This window comes from Allobosea sp. RIT-PG3_2 (assembly GCF_057321085.1).
Window position 1 is genome coordinate 191415 of record NZ_JBXWCA010000012.1, and the last position, 15785, is coordinate 207199.

At 64.5% G+C, this 15785-nt stretch carries 14 protein-coding genes and 2 tRNA genes; 6 read left to right on the forward strand and 10 right to left on the reverse strand.

The genetic code is table 11. The features are described from left to right. Positions 1 to 158 precede the first annotated feature (158 nt). Complete coding sequence (locus AC2FAN_RS25815; RefSeq protein ID WP_265054707.1) at positions 159 to 935, forward strand: DUF1499 domain-containing protein; 777 nt, start codon at positions 159 to 161, stop codon at positions 933 to 935. Between the two features lie 9 nt (positions 936 to 944). On the opposite strand, the gene AC2FAN_RS25820 is transcribed toward AC2FAN_RS25815, so the two are convergent. Then, on the reverse strand, positions 945 to 1859 hold the full coding sequence (locus tag AC2FAN_RS25820) for an MBL fold metallo-hydrolase (protein WP_476807604.1): 915 nt from the start codon (positions 1857 to 1859) through the stop codon (positions 945 to 947). Positions 1860 to 2009: 150 nt separating this feature from the next. On the opposite strand from AC2FAN_RS25820, the gene AC2FAN_RS25825 reads away from it, so the two are divergent. After that, the gene (locus AC2FAN_RS25825; RefSeq protein WP_265054705.1) at positions 2010 to 2633 is read left to right on the forward strand and encodes a biotin transporter BioY; all 624 of its coding nucleotides are present in this window, start codon (positions 2010 to 2012) and stop codon (positions 2631 to 2633) included. Positions 2634 to 2719: 86 nt separating this feature from the next. On the opposite strand, the gene AC2FAN_RS25830 is transcribed toward AC2FAN_RS25825, so the two are convergent. From AC2FAN_RS25830 to AC2FAN_RS25850, 5 genes are all read right to left on the reverse strand, one after another. Continuing rightward, on the reverse strand, positions 2720 to 2857 hold the full coding sequence (locus AC2FAN_RS25830; protein WP_187640068.1) for a hypothetical protein: 138 nt from the start codon (positions 2855 to 2857) through the stop codon (positions 2720 to 2722). 322 nt (positions 2858 to 3179) lie between these two features. Then, a complete protein-coding gene (locus AC2FAN_RS25835; protein ID WP_485176880.1) occupies positions 3180 to 4520 on the reverse strand; it encodes an HlyD family type I secretion periplasmic adaptor subunit in 1341 nt (446 codons plus the stop codon). A 48-nt stretch (positions 4521 to 4568) separates the two neighbouring features. Then, on the reverse strand, positions 4569 to 6689 hold the full coding sequence (locus AC2FAN_RS25840) for a type I secretion system permease/ATPase (RefSeq protein ID WP_485176881.1): 2121 nt from the start codon (positions 6687 to 6689) through the stop codon (positions 4569 to 4571). A 29-nt stretch (positions 6690 to 6718) separates the two neighbouring features. Continuing rightward, positions 6719 to 8713 carry a hypothetical protein gene (locus AC2FAN_RS25845; protein WP_485176883.1) on the reverse strand — a complete coding sequence of 665 codons (1995 nt, stop codon included), beginning with the start codon at positions 8711 to 8713 and terminating at the stop codon, positions 6719 to 6721. A 132-nt stretch (positions 8714 to 8845) separates the two neighbouring features. Beyond that, entirely contained in the window at positions 8846 to 9718 is an 873-nt protein-coding gene (locus tag AC2FAN_RS25850) for a hypothetical protein (protein ID WP_265054701.1), read from the reverse strand. A 579-nt stretch (positions 9719 to 10297) separates the two neighbouring features. Between AC2FAN_RS25850 and AC2FAN_RS25855 the strand changes: the two genes are divergently transcribed. From AC2FAN_RS25855 to AC2FAN_RS25865, 3 genes are all read left to right on the forward strand, one after another. Further along, positions 10298 to 10960, forward strand: a complete 663-nt coding sequence (locus AC2FAN_RS25855) for a transposase (RefSeq protein WP_485176893.1) — start codon at positions 10298 to 10300, stop codon at positions 10958 to 10960. A gap of 96 nt (positions 10961 to 11056) precedes the next feature. After that, complete coding sequence (locus tag AC2FAN_RS25860; protein WP_485176885.1) at positions 11057 to 11515, forward strand: hypothetical protein; 459 nt, start codon at positions 11057 to 11059, stop codon at positions 11513 to 11515. 122 nt (positions 11516 to 11637) lie between these two features. Further along, the gene (locus tag AC2FAN_RS25865; RefSeq protein WP_265054698.1) at positions 11638 to 12099 is read left to right on the forward strand and encodes a hypothetical protein; all 462 of its coding nucleotides are present in this window, start codon (positions 11638 to 11640) and stop codon (positions 12097 to 12099) included. Between the two features lie 218 nt (positions 12100 to 12317). On the opposite strand, the gene AC2FAN_RS25870 is transcribed toward AC2FAN_RS25865, so the two are convergent. Beyond that, a tRNA-Pro gene (locus tag AC2FAN_RS25870) sits at positions 12318 to 12394 on the reverse strand. 146 nt (positions 12395 to 12540) lie between these two features. Between AC2FAN_RS25870 and AC2FAN_RS25875 the strand changes: the two genes are divergently transcribed. Further along, positions 12541 to 12615 (forward strand) — tRNA-Gln (locus tag AC2FAN_RS25875). A 281-nt stretch (positions 12616 to 12896) separates the two neighbouring features. On the opposite strand, the gene AC2FAN_RS25880 is transcribed toward AC2FAN_RS25875, so the two are convergent. From AC2FAN_RS25880 to AC2FAN_RS25890, 3 genes are read right to left on the reverse strand one after another with little or no spacing between them, the layout of a single operon-like run. Beyond that, positions 12897 to 14387, reverse strand: coding sequence for a recombinase family protein (locus AC2FAN_RS25880; protein ID WP_485176886.1), 1491 nt, complete (start codon positions 14385 to 14387; stop codon positions 12897 to 12899). Further along, on the reverse strand, positions 14384 to 14824 hold the full coding sequence (locus AC2FAN_RS25885) for a DUF2924 domain-containing protein (protein ID WP_485176887.1): 441 nt from the start codon (positions 14822 to 14824) through the stop codon (positions 14384 to 14386). The genes AC2FAN_RS25880 and AC2FAN_RS25885 overlap by 4 nt, the downstream gene beginning before the upstream one ends. 20 nt (positions 14825 to 14844) lie before the next feature. Next, complete coding sequence (locus AC2FAN_RS25890; protein ID WP_485176888.1) at positions 14845 to 15174, reverse strand: DUF3489 domain-containing protein; 330 nt, start codon at positions 15172 to 15174, stop codon at positions 14845 to 14847. Positions 15175 to 15785: the final 611 nt, after the last annotated feature.

The following is a 15785-nucleotide window of genomic DNA, read 5'->3' on the forward strand; positions in this document are numbered from 1 at the left end:
CGAAGAGGCGTGCGGCTGGAAGGCGGTGGCGCAGGCGGAAGAGGCGACCCGGCGCGACCGATGCCTCTTTCCCGCCCAGTTACGGCCGATTTGATTAAGATTGCGCTTAGCTGCCTCTGCCGCTTGCCTTCCGCTCGTAGCGGCGTCACCTAAGAACGATGCATCGCCGTCTCGTCTTCGAGGAACCGGTTTCACGCGCGGCCATCTGGAGCCGGCGGCTGGCCTGGTTCTCGCTCGCGGTGCTGCTGCTGTCGCTGCTGCTCGTCCGGCTGCGGGAGCCGAGCATCGAAGGGCTCGCGCCGGTCGCCGGTGCCTATGTCTTCGTCTTTGCGGCGCTCGGGCTGGCGATCCTCGCCTTCATCCGCATCTGGCAGTCCGGCCATCGCGGCGTCGGCAAGGCGGCCTGGGCGATGCTGCTGTCGCTGGTCCTGCTGGTGCCGTTGGGCTATGTCGCGGTGAAGCTCGTGACCAGGCCCGCCCTGGCTGATATCTCGACCGATATCGACGACCCGCCTGCCTTCAGTCGGTCGCAGATAGCGCAGACGGCAAGGGCCGGGCGCGTGCCACCGGATGTGCCGGCCGAGCGCAGGCGCCTGCAGCGCCAAGCCTATCCCAAGGCGGTGCCCATTCTCCTGGAGGTTCCGGCCGAGATCGCCTTCGACGTCGCGCGCCGCGCCGCGACCGGGCTCGGCTGGCAGGTGCTGGAAACGACCCGGCCGGGCGGGCGCAGCGGGGCCGGGCGGATCGAGGCGGTCGCGCGCGGCCGCATGCTGCATTTCTCGGAGGACATCACGATCCGGGTCAGGCCGCGCGTCGACGGCAGCCGGATCGACATTCGCTCGGCTTCACGGCTGGGCAGCCACGATCTCGGAGTCAACGCGACGCGCATCGCCGCATTCTCCGACGAGATCGAGCTGCTGATGGAGAATCGCTGAACAGGCGGTTCAGGTGAGACGGTAGCGGCTCGTCAGGGCAGGCACGGCATCGCTGGCCTGGACGGCGCCTCGTAGCACCAGATCCTCGAGCTGCGCCAGTACCGAGAGCGCCGCCGCTCCGTGCAGCGCCGGCGCCAAGCCCTGATAGATCGCGGTCACCATGGCCGCGATCGTCTCGTCGCCTTGCCCCAGGCGGCTGAGAATCGCGGCCTCGCGCTGGCGGCGATGCTGGACGAGGCCACGCAGGAAACGCTGCGGTTCGGTGACAGGGCCGCCATGGCCCGGCCAATAGCGGGCATGCTCGAGACCGCGCAGTTTCTCGATCGAGGCCATATAGGCGGCCATCGAACCGTCGGGCGGTGCGACGACCGAGGTCGACCAGGCCATGACATGGTCGCCCGAGAACAGCGTTTCCTCTTCGGCGAGGGTGAAGGCCAGGTGATTGGCGGTGTGACCGGGCGTCTCGACCGCGGCGAGGCTCCAGCCGGGACCGGAAACGGCGTCGCCGTCCCGCATCAGCCATTCCGGCACGTAGGCGGTGTCGGCGGCGGCATCGAGGACACGCTCCTCGCCCGGGCCGAGCTCGCGGGAGAGGCGATGCGGCCCGCAGCCGACCACGCGCGCGCCGGTGGCTGCCTTGAGCGCCGGAACGGCCGGGGAGTGGTCGCGGTGCGTGTGCGTCACGACGATATGACTGACCGTCTCGCCGCGGAGAGCGGCCAGCAGGTGTTCGACATGGGAGGGATCATCGGGACCGGGATCGATGACCGCCACAGTGCCGTGGCCGACGATATAGGTGCAGGTGCCGGTGAAGGTCATCGGCCCGCTATTGCCGGCGATGACCCGGCGCACGAGCGGCGAAAGCGTCGCGACCTCGCCGGGCGGCGTGGTCGCGCTCCTGTCGAATTCGATCTCGTCCGCCATCTCTGCACGCCTCGTCCGAGCCTGTGCCGATTCCGTCAAACCGGCTGCCTATCCGCGCAAAGCCTGTCCGCTTGTGAGGCCCTGCCGCATTTCCTATAGACGCAAAAGCGGCCGCGTCGCGCGGCCTTTTCGGGAAAGGACGACAAGCCCATGGCCGATACCATCCCCATGCAAGCGCCGACGCTCGCCGGTACGCTCCTTCCCGCAGCGGACACGCGCTCGGCCATGCTGCGCAACGTCGCGCTGGCCTTCGCCGGCAGCCTGCTCCTGATCGCGGCGGCCAAGATCAAGGTTCCGTTCTGGCCCGTGCCGATGACGCTGCAGACGCTGGCGGTGCTGGGCCTCGGGGCCGCCTATGGCGCCCGCCTCGGTGCTGCGACCATGGCGCTCTACATCGTCTACGGACTTGTGGGGCTGCCGGTCTTCACCAACACGCCGCCGGTCGTTGCCGGCCCGCTCTATCTCGTCGGTCCGACCGGCGGCTTCCTGGTCGGCTTCATCGTCGCGGCGGCGATCGCCGGCTGGGCGGCCCAGCGCGGTGCGTCGCTGCTGCGGCTGGTCGGCGGGCTGGTCCTCGCCGATCTCGCGCTCCTGGCCATCGGCTGCCTGTGGCTCGCCTTCGGCGCCCAGATGACGGGCGGCGCGACCGGGGTCGGTCTAGCAAAGGCCTTCGCCTATGGCGTGCAGCCCTTCCTTCTCGGCGAGGCGCTGAAGATCGCGCTCACGGCTTGCATCGCCGGGGCGGGCTGGTCGCTGATCGGCCGGCGCGGCTGAGCCTTCGCTTAAACAGCGCCTTCAAGCACAAAGGCCGGGGTCGCCCCCGGCCTTTTTTGATTCCCGTATGCGCTTGCGCAATCCCGTTAGCTGGTCGACTGGCCGCCACCGCAGCTTTTGCCGTCATAGGGGCCGAAGAGTGGGCCGAAATTCCCGCATTTGTCGCAGCCCGAAAGCGAGAGAGCCAGCCCCAACAGGCCGGCGAGGAGAATGATGCGCTTCATGGCCCAACCGTTCGATTCGATGCGGGTCGTAATCTAGAACGTGCCGGCGGCGCGCGACAGGGGTGTCGAGAGCGAAGGCCGACGCTCAGAGGCCGATATCCGCGAGCCAGCCCAGGATGCAGATCGCCGAGACGGCGATCAGGGCGATCGTGGCTTTCGCGTCGTTCGGCCAATGGCGCAGCATGCTTCGTCTCCGTTGCGGGAGCCGTCGCAATAGTCGTGCCATTTGACAGGCGGGTGACGGTTTCCCCGAGGCCTGGGAAGCCCCGAGAAATCGCTGTCGCGACCGGCAGAGGCGATGCCGCCGATCGACGTTGCGAGATCAGGTTTCGCGGAAGGCGCGCGCCATGCTGTCCTTGAGCGGCTGCAGCAGATATTCGAAGAAGGTCCTCTCGGTCGTCTGGATGTAGACGTCGGCGGGCATGCCCGCGGTCGGCTGGAAGTCGTGGACGCCGGCCAAGCTCTTCGGGTCGAGACGAGCGCGCACGACATAGAGATCCGGAACGCCGGGATAGGCGCGCTGCTTCTCGTCCGGCAGCGCGTCGGCGGAGATGTAGATGACGCGGCCGCTGACCATCGGGGTGGTGCGCTGATTGAGGGCGGTGAGCCGAACCGTGGCGAGCTGGCTGTGCTTGATCTTGTCGATGTCCTGCGGACGCACGCGCGCCTCGATGATGAGCTCATCCTGCAGCGAAACGATCTCCATGATGTTCTTGCCGGCTTCGATGACGCCGCCGGCCGTGTGATAGCGCAGCTTGACGACCGTTCCCTTGACCGGAGCGACGATGTTCGAGCGGTCCAGGATACCCTTCACGGTATGGATGCGCTCGCGCACGTCGTTGAGTTCGGCGCTGATCTCCTGCAACTGGTCGGAGGCGATCTTCTGGGCGTTCTTGCGGACGCCGTCGATCTGTTCAAGCGAGCGGGCGATCCGCTCGCGGGAATCGCCGATATCGCCGGTGATGCGCCCGGCCTCGCCGGTGAGGTTTGCGGCAAGACGCTGGAGCGAGAGCACGTCGGGCTTGCGGATGTAACCGCGCTGAAGCAGCGCCTGCTTGCCTTCGAGTTCCTCCTTCAGCAACAGCGATTGCTGATGGACTCCCGCAAGCTGCACCTTGCTGCCGGTGACTTTCTCCTCGAGCGCATCGATGCTCTTCTGATGGGCGGCGATTTCGCTTGCGATATTGTTCTGCCGCGCGCGGAAGGCGATCCGCTGCGCCGCGATAAGCACGGCGATGTCGGGGTCGTTGGCTCTGTCGACCAGATGCGGGGGGAAGGAGAAGTCGGTTCGGCCGATGACCTCCGCCCGGAGCCGCGCCTCGATCGCCTCCAGACGGAAGAGCTTGAGTTCGTGGCGGCGCAATTCGGCGCGGGAGGAGGTGTCTTCGAGCTTGACCAGGGGCTGGCCGACCTGGACCACGTCGCCCTCATGGACCAGGATCTCGCGGATCACCCCGCCTTCCAGATGCTGGATCGTCTTGTTCTGGCCGGTGGTGACGAACACGCCCGTCGCGATGACCGCGCCGGCGATCGGGGCCGTGTTGCCCCAGACGCCGAAGCCCATGACCGTCGCGACGACGATGACGACGCCGCTCAGCGTCGCCGTGCGGGTACTGCGCGGCACGTCGGCATACCAGGTTTGCGATATCAGCTGCCCTGCCATTTCCCCACTCCGTTCCCTCGTCGCCCCCGGCTTCGAATGCCGGTTTTGTCAGTGTGGCTTGGGCGCACCGCCATCGATGCTGCGCTGTCCAACGATCATCGGCAGGATCTCGTCGCGTGCCCCGATGGCCTGAACCGCGCCGTCCTTAATCATCATGATCTTGTCCACGCTGCGGAGCAGGGCAGGGCGCTGCGTCACGGCGACCACCGTCATGCCGCGGCTCTTGGCCCGCTCGAAGGCGCGCGCGAGGGCGGCCTCGCCCAGCGCGTCGAGATTGGAGTTGGGCTCGTCGAGCACGACGAGCCGCGGATTGCCGAAGAAGGCCCGCGCCAGGCCCAGCCTCTGCTTCTGCCCGCCCGAGAGGGGAGCGCCGTCGATGCCGATCTGCGTCTCGTAGCCATGGGCGAACTGGGCGATCATCTCGTGGATGTCGGCGATCTCGGCGGCTTCGAAGACATCGGCATCGGCGACATCGTCGCGCATGCGGGCGATGTTGGCCTTGATCGAGGCCGGAAAGAGCTGAACGTCCTGCGGCAGATAGCCGACGCTTTCGCCGAACTGGCGGGGGTCCCAATTGCGCTGCTCCATCCGGTCGAGCCGGACGGTGCCGGCGGTCGGGTTGATCGAGCCGACCAGCATGCGCGCCAGGGTCGACTTGCCGCAGCCGGAAGCGCCGACGATGGCGAGGGAGTCCCCCGGCTCCAGGCTGAAGCTGATGCCGTTGAGGATGACTTTCTTGTTCGGTGGCGGAACGTAGAGGACGCGCTCGACATCGAGCCGGCCCTTGGGGTTCGGCAGCTTCAGCCGGTCGAGGTTGAGCGGGGAAGCCTGCAGCAGCGCCTTGACGCGCTGATAGGCGGCGCGCGCATGGATGAAGCTGCGCCAGCCTTCGATGGTGCCTTCCAGCGGGGCAAGGGCACGGCCGGCGACGACGGAGGACGCGACCACCATGCCGCCCGTCAACTGGCCTTCGAGCGAGAGCATCGCGCCCCAGCCCAGCATCGCCACCTGCGTTCCCAGGCGGAAAAACTTGGAGGTGCCGGTCATCAGGATGTTGCGATCCTGCGCGCTGACCTGCGCCTTGAGGGATTCCGCCGTCTCGCGCCCCCACATCACCACGCCCTCCGGGATCATGCCCATGGCGTTGATGACCTGCGCGTTGCGGGACATCGCTTCCGATTGCAGATTCGCGCGGGTCGAAAACGCACTGGCTCGTGCGAAGGGCGCGGCCGTGACCTGCTGGTTGAGATAGGCGACCAGGAACAACACGACCGACGCGACGGTCACGATGTAGCCGAGATGCGGATGGATCAGGTAGACCGCCAGCAGATAGATCGGCGCGGTCGGCGCATCGAGCATGGTGAGGATGACCGGACCGGTCAGGAAGCTGCGGATCTGCTGGAGATCGGCGAGCGTCTGGAATTCGCGACTGGAGCCCGTCTGGGCGGCCTTGGCGGCGGCCGCGAGCACTGGTCCACCAAGCCGGGTTTCGACATCGACCGCGATGCGCATCAGCATGAAGCGGCGCACCATGTCGAGCAGCACATGGGCTCCGATCGCCACCATGACGATGACCGAGAGCATCACCAGGGTATCGACGCTGCGGCTCGTCAGCACGCGGTCCGACATCTGGAAGAGATAGATCGGCACGGCGAGGACGAGCGTGTTCACCACGATCGAGAACAGCGCGACGACCGTCAGGTTGTGCCGCGCGCCGCCGAGGCCCGCGCCGAGAACCTGCTTGAAGTCGCGATCACCAAGCCGTTGCTCGATCGGCGTTCCACCGCCCGATCCGCCACCGCCTCCTCCGCCGCCCGGCCCCTTGCTGCCGCGGCCGCCGTCGAGGGCCGTTTTCGGAGGCTGTGAATCCAGCTTCGGACGCAGCGTGACGACATCGGGTGCCGGCTGTCCGTCGATGCGGGCTTCGCTGCGTTCTGCCCGGCTTTGGGGTCCGGTTTCCTGGGGAGTAGCCGGGTCGTGGGGAGCGGGCGGCTGCGGGAGCGATGCGGGCACGCCGGTCGGGACCAGGGAAATCCGGCTGTTGGCATTGGCGGTGCCCTCGACCTTGACGGCGGCCAGCCCGACAGCCTGCGGCAAGCCGACCATCCGCACCGAGGCAGGGCCGGCCAGGGGCGCCGCGGATGGCGATGCTTCGTTCTTCTCGCTCATGCCCCTTACCCCGTCTCGTTCTTCTTGCTTCAAACCATGATGTTCGACGTCAGATGGTCGTGCTGCGCCGGGTCCGGCACATTGACGTGCCGGCATTCGGGCTCGGGCTCATTGGTGGCCTGTTCGGCGAAGGCGACGAGCTCGGGCACGAGCGTGCTGGTGTCATGAATCTTCACCGTGTCGCTGTCGGTGACGATGTTGACCTGGATCAGCACGGATTCTTCATAGGCCTCGCCGCCGAGATAGTTGGAGGTCGACAGCAGCCCGGGGTCGACGATGTAGGCTTCGTTGAGCGCGCTGTTGCCGCCTGCGGCCACAGCTTGTTCGGTGTCCGCATGCGCGCTGGCCTGAATGCTCTGATCGCCGTCGATGAGGAAGTTGACCTGCGTGATGACGTTGGCGTCGTAGTAATCGCCCGCGACGTAGAGAATCTTCAGCGTGCCCGAGGCGCCACCGTAGAGGTGCCAGTCGGCGTCCGGGGCGAGGATGGTTGCGCCGCCGGCAAGCTGATCGATCAGCTCGTGATGGGCATCGAGCATCGGCTTGAAGGCCGGCGCATCGTAGCTCGCGATCGTGGCCTTGTTGGTCAGGCTGTTGAAACCGGTCGTGACGGTCGTGCCGTCTTCTTCGCCGCCGGTGCTGTAGAGCTTGGCTGAATCGGGATCCAGCATGATGTTGTACTGGTAGATCCAGTCGGCCCGATGGTAGTTTCCGCCGATGATGATGATGTCGTAATCGGCTATGCCGTAAATCTTCGTCAGATTGATCTGTTCGTTTCCGCCGGTCCCGAGATTGTAATAGACGCCGGACTCGCTTTGAACCGTGCGATCGTTGTCGTCGAGACCGTTGAACTGGACGATCGCTTTCACGTCGTAGAAATCGCCCGACAGGACATCGACGACCCAGTGAGACGTCCCGGCCGCACCGCGCACGTCGATCGTCGATTGATGCGTGATGAACTCCGCGATGTTGTGAACCTCGTTGCCCTGCGTCTTCACGACGGGGTCGAGAGTGCCGGAGACGGCGATGTCGACATGATCGTTGTCGACCAAGATGTTCGCCTGCACGATGCCGCGGCTGTAGAAGTAGTCGCCGCCGATCATCATGGAGCCGACCCCCTCGTTGAGGTCGACGATCTTCGCGGCGTTGATCTGTGTGTTGAGACCTGTCTCGGCGAGCGTCGCCACGCCGCCGGTCGGGCTCGCGGCATCGAGCGCCGCCGTTGTGCTGGTCTGGGCCGGCGGTTCGTCCGGGCGCCAGGGTGCGCTGTCCAGCAAGGTCGGCGCATAAGGTTCGGGCGCGCCGGCAACGCCGTCGATGATACGGCCTTGCGGGGCGGTCTCGGCGGGGCTGCCGTCCGGGTTCGGATTGCCCGTCTCGGCCCAGAGCGCGTCGCGAGCCGACACCATGGCGATGACGTCGTCGGTTCCGATCCGGAGCGCCGCGGTCATGTCGGGGATGCCCGCGGGAGCGATATCGTCGGCCTGATCGATGAGCGAAGCGAATTCGCCCTCCAGATGCAGTTCAGCCGGGATCACGACGCTGCCGTCGGCATAGGTGATCGCATCGGACGTTATGAGATCCTGGTCGCTCGCGACGTTGATCTGCTTGATCTGATACAGGCCCTCGCCGTCGGCGTCGCGATACTCGACGGTGATTTCGCGCTGAGCGGAGCGGAAGCCCACCGAAGATCCGATGTCCTCGGCATTATGCGGGATCGGCTTCAGGGGCTGTGGAACGACTGGCAGAATCTTGCTGGGCACGCCGAATCTGGCCGGCGTCGATAAAGGTGTAAAACTGCTGTGCGGGTCCGGTGCGGGCAATTCGCGAACCGTCGTTGGAACCGAAACGAGTTCGTCGAAAGCAAGCCCGCGGAGCGGCTCCCGGAACGGATCGAGGTCCTCGGGTATAAACGGCGGTGGCGCCTCACCGTCATAGAACACCGGCGTCCGGGCGACGGAGTCGGACAGATGCAGATAGCCGATGAATTGCCAGATCGTTTCGGTGAAGCCGCCGGGCTGCATGGCACGATCCTCCGCGGCGTCCAGCTCGCACCGGACGGGAACACTTCAAACGCATGGCGCGCAGAAAGGGGAAGGCGGGAGCGGAAACCGCGCGGGGAGGGCCCCGCGCGGTCGCTTCGCTTCGGACAGTGCTTACAGGGAGTCGAGAGCGTCCCCGCTGCCCACAGTCATCTCGATCGAGTTGAACTGGATGTTCGCACCCTGAACGATCGACTGGGTGAAGGCTTCCTGCGTGAGCGAGGCTGCAGCCGAAGCCGCGCCGGCGCCGCCGAAGTCGCCATCGTCGCTGGTAAGTGCGCCGAGGCTGGAGCTCGCGCTGCCGCCGGTGGCGGTCGCGGTCATGGTGAAGTCGCCGACCGAGTTCGCGTCGGAGCCGCAAGGATCCCAGCAGCACGCATCGGAGACACCGCCGGAGCTGTAGCTCACCGAGGCGCCGCTGAGGGTGTCGTTATCGGTCAGGTTGTTGATCTGATCGATATTGAAGTTGTTGCCCTCATAGACGTTCTGGGTGACCACGTCGGGCATCACGATGGAATCGGTGATGCCGTAGATCGAGTCGATGTCGATCGCTTCGTTGTCCTGCGGCCCGGTGATTGCACCTTCGAGGCTGAGGTCGACGTTGACGGAGACATTCACGCAGTTGTCGACCTGGTTGGTAACCTGATTGTCCAGCTCGTTATAGTTGACGTTGCCGTTCAGGTTGCCGTTGGCGTTGAGATTTCCGTTGCCGTTCAGGTTGCCGTTTTCATTGGCGTTGCTGGCGGAATTCCAGACGTCGGTGTCGACGGCCTGCGCGGCGACCTGGCCGGCATACTGCGACTGACCCTGGGACTGACCCTGGCCTTGACCTTGGCCCTGTCCCTGGCCTTGACCCTGTCCCTGGCCCTGAAGCTCGGCCTGACCCTGGAGCTGACCCTGCAGCTCGGCCTGGCCCTGCAACTGGCCCTGTGTCGGGTCGTTGTCGTCGTCGTGGTGCGAAGGCTGCGGATTGTTGTGGCTACCCATGACACGCTCCTGTGCGTTCAGGAGACATCGATGCGGTCCGGTGCGCCTCTCTTCTGCGGTGCGCGGTCCGGTTTCAGCGATGTCGATTGGTTTTATGCGGTTTACAAGGATAGATACCGTCTAGCGTAACGATATACATCCAATTTTCGATGTTATCCGATCTGATTTAATCCATTTATGCCTCCTATGTAGTTGTTATTTCGGTAATAAATTTGGCTGTTAAGAAGTATTTCATGTATTTTGACGATTAAAGTTTGTTGAATTCAATAGTTATCGTTCGCGAGAAATGTCGCGTTGAAGGATTAATTCTATAATTATCCGATATTATGGAAATCCGATTCCATCGGATTGCTGAATTCGATCGCTCTATGAATCTAAGCAGGCAAATTCGAGTTCAGTATTTTTTCTTTCCTGAATGCTGCTTGGTGTCTATAAACAGCCACGAAGGGGCTGTTGGGTCAATGTGCTGAATCGTTACCCTGCGTTAACCGGTTCATTGATTTTTCATGACCCAGGAGGTGGCTTGGTAAAGGCTGGTGCCTTGTGCGCCGGAGATTGGCTATGCCCAACGCCGTCCGCATGCACGACGAACAGGCCGCCTTCCTCTCGCTCGAGACGTTGGTCTGGCGCGACGGACCTGTCTGTCCGCATTGCAGCGAAAGCTGTCGGCTCGGCCGCCTGAGCGGGCTGAGCACACCTGTCGGAATGTGGAAGTGCTATGCCTGTCGCAAGCCCTTCACCGTGAGGCATGGCACGATCTTTCAGAACAGCCATGTGCCCATGCATGTCTGGCTGCAGGCGCTCTATCTGCTGACCGCGACCGGCGAGCGTATCGGTTCGCAGAGGCTGGGCCAGATCCTCGGCGTGTCCGTCCGGACCGCCTGGCATCTCAAGACGAAGATCGCGGCCGGCCTCGAAACCGCGAAGGATCTGCCGAATTCATGGCCTGGCGAAAGCGTTGTCGACCGCGTCGTGCGAGAGCCCTTTCCGAGTAGCTCCGCGCCGCCCCGGCCGGGGCAGGCCGTCTGCAAGGCGCGCTACGAGCGCTTCCTTGCGGTTACCGCGAGCGCGACGCACCGTCTCGATGACACTGTCTTCCTCCAGGCTTTGAACCGGTTGCTGCGGAGTTCCGGCGTGGACACCGAGCCGGAGGAGGGCAGGTTCGAGCAACAGCTCGAGTTGGGCCTGTTCGATCAGCCTGCGGAGCGAAAAAGGACTGCTGACGACGATGGATTGCGCTGACGGCTGATGGGAAGAGGGCGGCCTCCACTGGCAGAGGGAAGACGCCCCACACTCCGGCGCAGTTATCTATTGGGGTCGGGGACTGCGGCGGAGGCATTGATCGACATGTTCTTCCCAAAGCCGCTGAAGCGAGGGATCGGCCTGCAGTACGGGCTCTTCGATCTCGTCAAGCTGGCTGGCTGGGCGCAGCGCTTCGAGGAAGGCGACGGCACCGCGGGCGCCGGCTGCAAAGGCCGGATCCTCGCGGCTGCTGAGCAGGCAGATTTCCTCGCCGATGAGCTCCGGGCCAATTCCCGTGACGGCGTTCAGGACATCGGATTGAACCGCTGCGAGGGCATGCGTGCGCATCGGGCCGCAATGGCGCTGGGCAATCAGCGTGACAAGCGTTGCGAGGAAGCCGATGATCTGGGGATGAAGCCAGTCACCGGCCTGGCATGTCGCGGTCCCGCTGGGATCGCGATGCAGGAAGGGGGCGATCGCGGCATGGGCCATGCGGCGCGCCTTGCGAATCTTGAGCCATTCGAACATGGCGCCCCCGCGCTGAGCGAAGCCTAGCCTCCGAGGAAGCGCCGATGCCCAAGCCCTCCCGAGGACGAACGGCCTTGCCGCCCAGGCCGGATTTCGATGTCCTGGAGGTTGTCGCCGCGCGCCGATCCTCCAGCCGCAGAGTAGCCTTCATGAACCTCGTAGGCGATCTGAATCTCGCCTGGTCCAATAACGAGAGCCTGTTCATCTATGTGCTGATGGTTTTGCTCGGCACGGATGACAAGTCGGCGGCGATCGTCTTCGCCACGCTGAACACGACGCGCGCGCGTCTCGATCTGGTGCAGCGGCTGGCCAAGATCGGGGTGGCCGACAAGGTCGTCCGGGGCGAGCTCAACGAGATCGTGGAGCGCTTCTCGGCGGCGACGCGGCTGCGCAACGATCTCAGCCACGCCACCTTCGTCATCGATGCGGAGGGCGAGATCACCCATACGCAGCACATGAAGGTGGAGGAAAGCCGGGGGAACCTGCGCTTCGGTGTCCGCCGGGCGGTCGACGATGCGAGGCTCGAGGAAATCTCCCGCACCATCCGCGAGCTTCACGCGCTCAACCGGCGAATCTGGGATCTCATGTCTGCCCTCGAGGGGGCGACGTAAACAGCAGGAAAGTGGCTGCGATGCGACCGCGATCGGCGATCAATGCAAGCCGCCTGCATCGGTTGGACGCGGCAGGCTGCAGATACCTCCAACCACGTGCGCGTCGGCCGAGCGCAGAAGACGAGTGGAGATGACAAAACTGTCAGGTATTTCGATCGCAAAAAAGAAAAACCCCGAAGGGTTATCTTTTGACGTCTTGATTTATCGCGGGAAATTTTTGGTCGGAGTGGCAGGATTTGAACCTGCGACCCCCTCGTCCCGAACGAGGTGCTCTACCAGGCTGAGCCACACTCCGATCAACTGGTGGCCGGCTTATAGCCAGCACGCGGCCCCGGCGCAACAGCTCGTTTGCAGCCTGGGGATGATTTCTTCCGAGGTTCCAGGGAGCCACCGCGAGACGGTTGCACATGACGACGACGCGTTCTAGAACGCGCGACACATTGGGGCGTCGCCAAGTGGTAAGGCAGCGGTTTTTGGTACCGCCATTCGGAGGTTCGAATCCTCCCGCCCCAGCCACGCATATTGTCCAAACGCCAGATTTGGACGGGTGAGCAGTTACTGCGACGGTGTGGGGGGTTAGCAGGCCGAGGCGGTCTCGCCGCGCCATCCAAGCTCCAGAACCCATGCTATCGGGCCGGTTTCTGAGGCGCGGTCTGGGCAGGCCGGTTTTTGTGTTCCGCGGGATTTTGGCTGAGACCGGTTCGCGGCAGCTTTTGGCGAGACTGGTTCGACAGATTCGCTGGACGAGAAAAAACCCGCCGAGGAGGCGGGCTCGAATCGATAGCTGATCGCGGTGCTCAGTGAACGAGGATGCGGTGCTCCTGGCTCGCCCAGTCGTGAGGCAGGGCTGCGGTCAGCCTGCTGATGGTGAGATTGGCGGGTGCCGTGCCATCGGCAATGGCGCGGACGATATTCGGCGAGAGACAAGCCAGCGGCAGCAGCTTGCGGATATTGCGTTCGCCTACACCTTCGCGGATCGCGATCGCATCGGTCGAGGCCATCGAGCCATCGATCAGCTGCGCCATCCAGCGTCTCGCCTGAGCAATCATGGTGAGGATCGCCTCCGCGGAATCATGATCGAGCCGGGGCTTCTGCGTGGGCTCATGCGCGACGCCCTTGCGCCGACCCTGAGGCTGCCAGGTAAAGGGAACCGTGATGGTGCTGGGCTCGCCAGCATCATCGGGAGACTGGAGCGCGATGATCAGACAATCCCGGTGCAGGGTGACGCGCGCGATCTGAGCAGGATTGGGAGTTGCGGCCAACACGGCGGCTTCGATCTCGGGAGCCGAGATCCGGGCAATCGATCCGACCTCGGCCTTGCGATGCTGGATCAGCGCCTGCGAGACATAGTAGCGATACCGCGCCCCGTTCTTGCGGGCATGGCTCGGGCTCATCCGGTTGCCCGCATCGTCATGCAGCAGACCCGCAAGCGTAAAGGCTGAGTTCGCCGATCGTCCCTTGCGCTCGATGGCGGCCGCAGCGAGGTGCCGTTGAACGGCGTCGAAGATCTCGACCGTGACAATCGGTACATGGGCACCACGATGTGAGACGCCGTGCCAGACGATCTCGCCGAGATAGAAGCGGTTCTTGAGCAGATGGGCGAGCATGCCGACACGGAAGCGATGACCCAGTCTGGTGACGATGCCCTTACGACCCAGGGTCTCGGCCACCGCTCCGACCGAGCCGAGATCGAGATAAAGCTGGAAGATGCGACGCACCAGCGCAGCCTCCTGCTCGACGATGACGAGTTGCTTCTTCTCGCTGCGATAGCCCAGCGGGACCGGGCCGCCGACCCAAAGCCCTTTGGTCTTGGACGCCGCGATCTTGTCGCGAACGCGCTCGCCGATGACCTCGCGTTCGAACTGGGCGAAGGAGAGCAGGACGTTGAGCGTCAGCCTGCCCATGCTCGTTGTCGTGTTGAAGGACTGGGTGACCGAGACGAAGGAGACGCCGTGCTCATCGAAGAGCTCGACCAGCTTGGCGAAGTCAGCGAGTGAGCGCGTCAGGCGATCGACCTTGTAGACGACGATGATGTCGATGCGCCTTGCGCGGACCGCATCGAGCAGCTGCTGCAGGGCAGGGCGCTGCAAGGATGCGCCAGACAAGCCGCCATCGTCATAGCGATCACCGATGAGGCTCCAGCCTTCATGGGCCTGGCTCTTGATATAGGCCTCGCAGGCCTCTCTCTGGGCATCGAGCGAGTTAAAGGCGAGATCGAGATTATGCTCGGTCGACTTGCGCGTGTAGATCGCGCAGCGCTGCGGCCTTGTTGCCGGCTCGCGGATCATGGGGTGGCCCTCGCGGCCTGCCGCTGCCGCAATCCGAAGAAGCGCGGTCCGTTCCAGGTGGTCCCTGTGATCCGCTTGGCCAGTGTCGAGAGACTGCGATGTGTCTCGCCATTCCAGAGGAAGCCGCCGGGCACGATCACAACCTCATGGTTGACGCCGTCGTGCTCGCGGACCAGGACTGAGCCGGTCTTGATGCGTCGTCGGGTTTCCTGGCCCCGCGCCAGCTTCGCCAGGTGTCGCGCCAGTTCATCATCAAGCTTGCCGAGGTGCTGCTCCTGCAGCCGATGGGCGACCAGCCGCGCGATCAGATCGCGCGACAGGCCGGCCGGAGCGGCCGTGCGATACAGCCGGCGAAAGCGGGCCCGCAGCTCATCGAAGCCGAGGCTCGCCAGAGCGGCCACCTCGTCGGCCAGGCCCGACGCCGAGGGCTGGGCCATGTTATCGCGTGGGGCCCTGCTCATTGTGCCTGGCCCGCGGTAATGCGGTAGACCGAGCACTTCGCTCCATCGGCAGCGCCGACATTCTCATGCGAGATGACGTAGCCGCGCTTTCGCAGGCCGGTCAGGGCGGCGCGCGTCGTGTGTGGCTGCCAGTCCGTCACGGCTGCGAGCTTGGCGAGACTCACCCCCTCGGCGGCCTGCAGCAGGCCCAAGACGATGCCGAGCTTGCTGCCGGGACGGGGCGGCAAAGGCGATCCGGAGACCACCGCTGAGATGGCCTCGCTCTTAGAAGCGGACGATGTGTCGATCGCAGGAGCGGTGTCGGCCTTGCGGCTTCGGCGTGTCATGGCGATCTCCTCGCGGTTGCAGCGGGACCATCCCCGCACCACCGCGACCCCGCCTCGGCGCGACGCCGGCAGGGTTAGCTTAGAAGATCGACGCGTATCTCCGCGCCGCCTTCGACACCAATGCGTGCCGTGCGAATGAAGTCCAGTCGAATGTGGGCGCAATCGGCGCGGTGCGCGATTGCCCGACTTGCTGGAAAAACAGGCGCAATCGCTTCCGGAGTTGGCCCGTTATCTGTGGACCGGCTGCGTTTCACAACGGGTTTGGCGCGGTAACGGAAGTCGCTCATATGTATCCCGCCTACTGATCGGCTCGCGGGCCGTGGCCTTGATGGGAGTACGCGCGCACTTTTGGCCTCATTAGCGGATCGGCCGTTCATGGGCCACCAGGGCCACCAGGCTCAGGGTGCGCAAATTAATCCGTTCCATACCTGCTCCGTCGCGAACTCCTGGAGAGGTCGCTAAATGGCGATAGCCTCCCTGTGTGCGTCGAAAGGCCGGCCGTGGCGCAGTGGCCTGCCCCCTGAAAAGTGGCCCTCCCTGAAGTAGGCTTTTTGAGCCTTTGGAGGATGCCCGCGATGCCGCAGAAGAAGCACAAGCCTGAAGAGATCGTC

Coding starts and splice junctions, on each gene's coding strand:
- AC2FAN_RS25840 (WP_485176881.1), bottom strand. CDS start 6,689: ATGAGCGAGAAGAACGAAGCATCGCCATCCGCGGCGCCCCTGGCCGGC.
- AC2FAN_RS25850 (WP_265054701.1), bottom strand. CDS start 9,718: ATGGGTAGCCACAACAATCCGCAGCCTTCGCACCACGACGACGACAAC.
- AC2FAN_RS25830 (WP_187640068.1), bottom strand. CDS start 2,857: ATGAAGCGCATCATTCTCCTCGCCGGCCTGTTGGGGCTGGCTCTCTCG.
- AC2FAN_RS25880 (WP_485176886.1), bottom strand. CDS start 14,387: ATGATCCGCGAGCCGGCAACAAGGCCGCAGCGCTGCGCGATCTACACG.
- AC2FAN_RS25865 (WP_265054698.1), top strand. CDS start 11,638: ATGAACCTCGTAGGCGATCTGAATCTCGCCTGGTCCAATAACGAGAGC.
- AC2FAN_RS25885 (WP_485176887.1), bottom strand. CDS start 14,824: ATGGCCCAGCCCTCGGCGTCGGGCCTGGCCGACGAGGTGGCCGCTCTG.
- AC2FAN_RS25855 (WP_485176893.1), top strand. CDS start 10,298: ATGCACGACGAACAGGCCGCCTTCCTCTCGCTCGAGACGTTGGTCTGG.
- AC2FAN_RS25890 (WP_485176888.1), bottom strand. CDS start 15,174: ATGACACGCCGAAGCCGCAAGGCCGACACCGCTCCTGCGATCGACACA.
- AC2FAN_RS25835 (WP_485176880.1), bottom strand. CDS start 4,520: ATGGCAGGGCAGCTGATATCGCAAACCTGGTATGCCGACGTGCCGCGC.
- AC2FAN_RS25845 (WP_485176883.1), bottom strand. CDS start 8,713: ATGCAGCCCGGCGGCTTCACCGAAACGATCTGGCAATTCATCGGCTAT.
- AC2FAN_RS25815 (WP_265054707.1), top strand. CDS start 159: ATGCATCGCCGTCTCGTCTTCGAGGAACCGGTTTCACGCGCGGCCATC.
- AC2FAN_RS25820 (WP_476807604.1), bottom strand. CDS start 1,859: ATGGCGGACGAGATCGAATTCGACAGGAGCGCGACCACGCCGCCCGGC.
- AC2FAN_RS25825 (WP_265054705.1), top strand. CDS start 2,010: ATGGCCGATACCATCCCCATGCAAGCGCCGACGCTCGCCGGTACGCTC.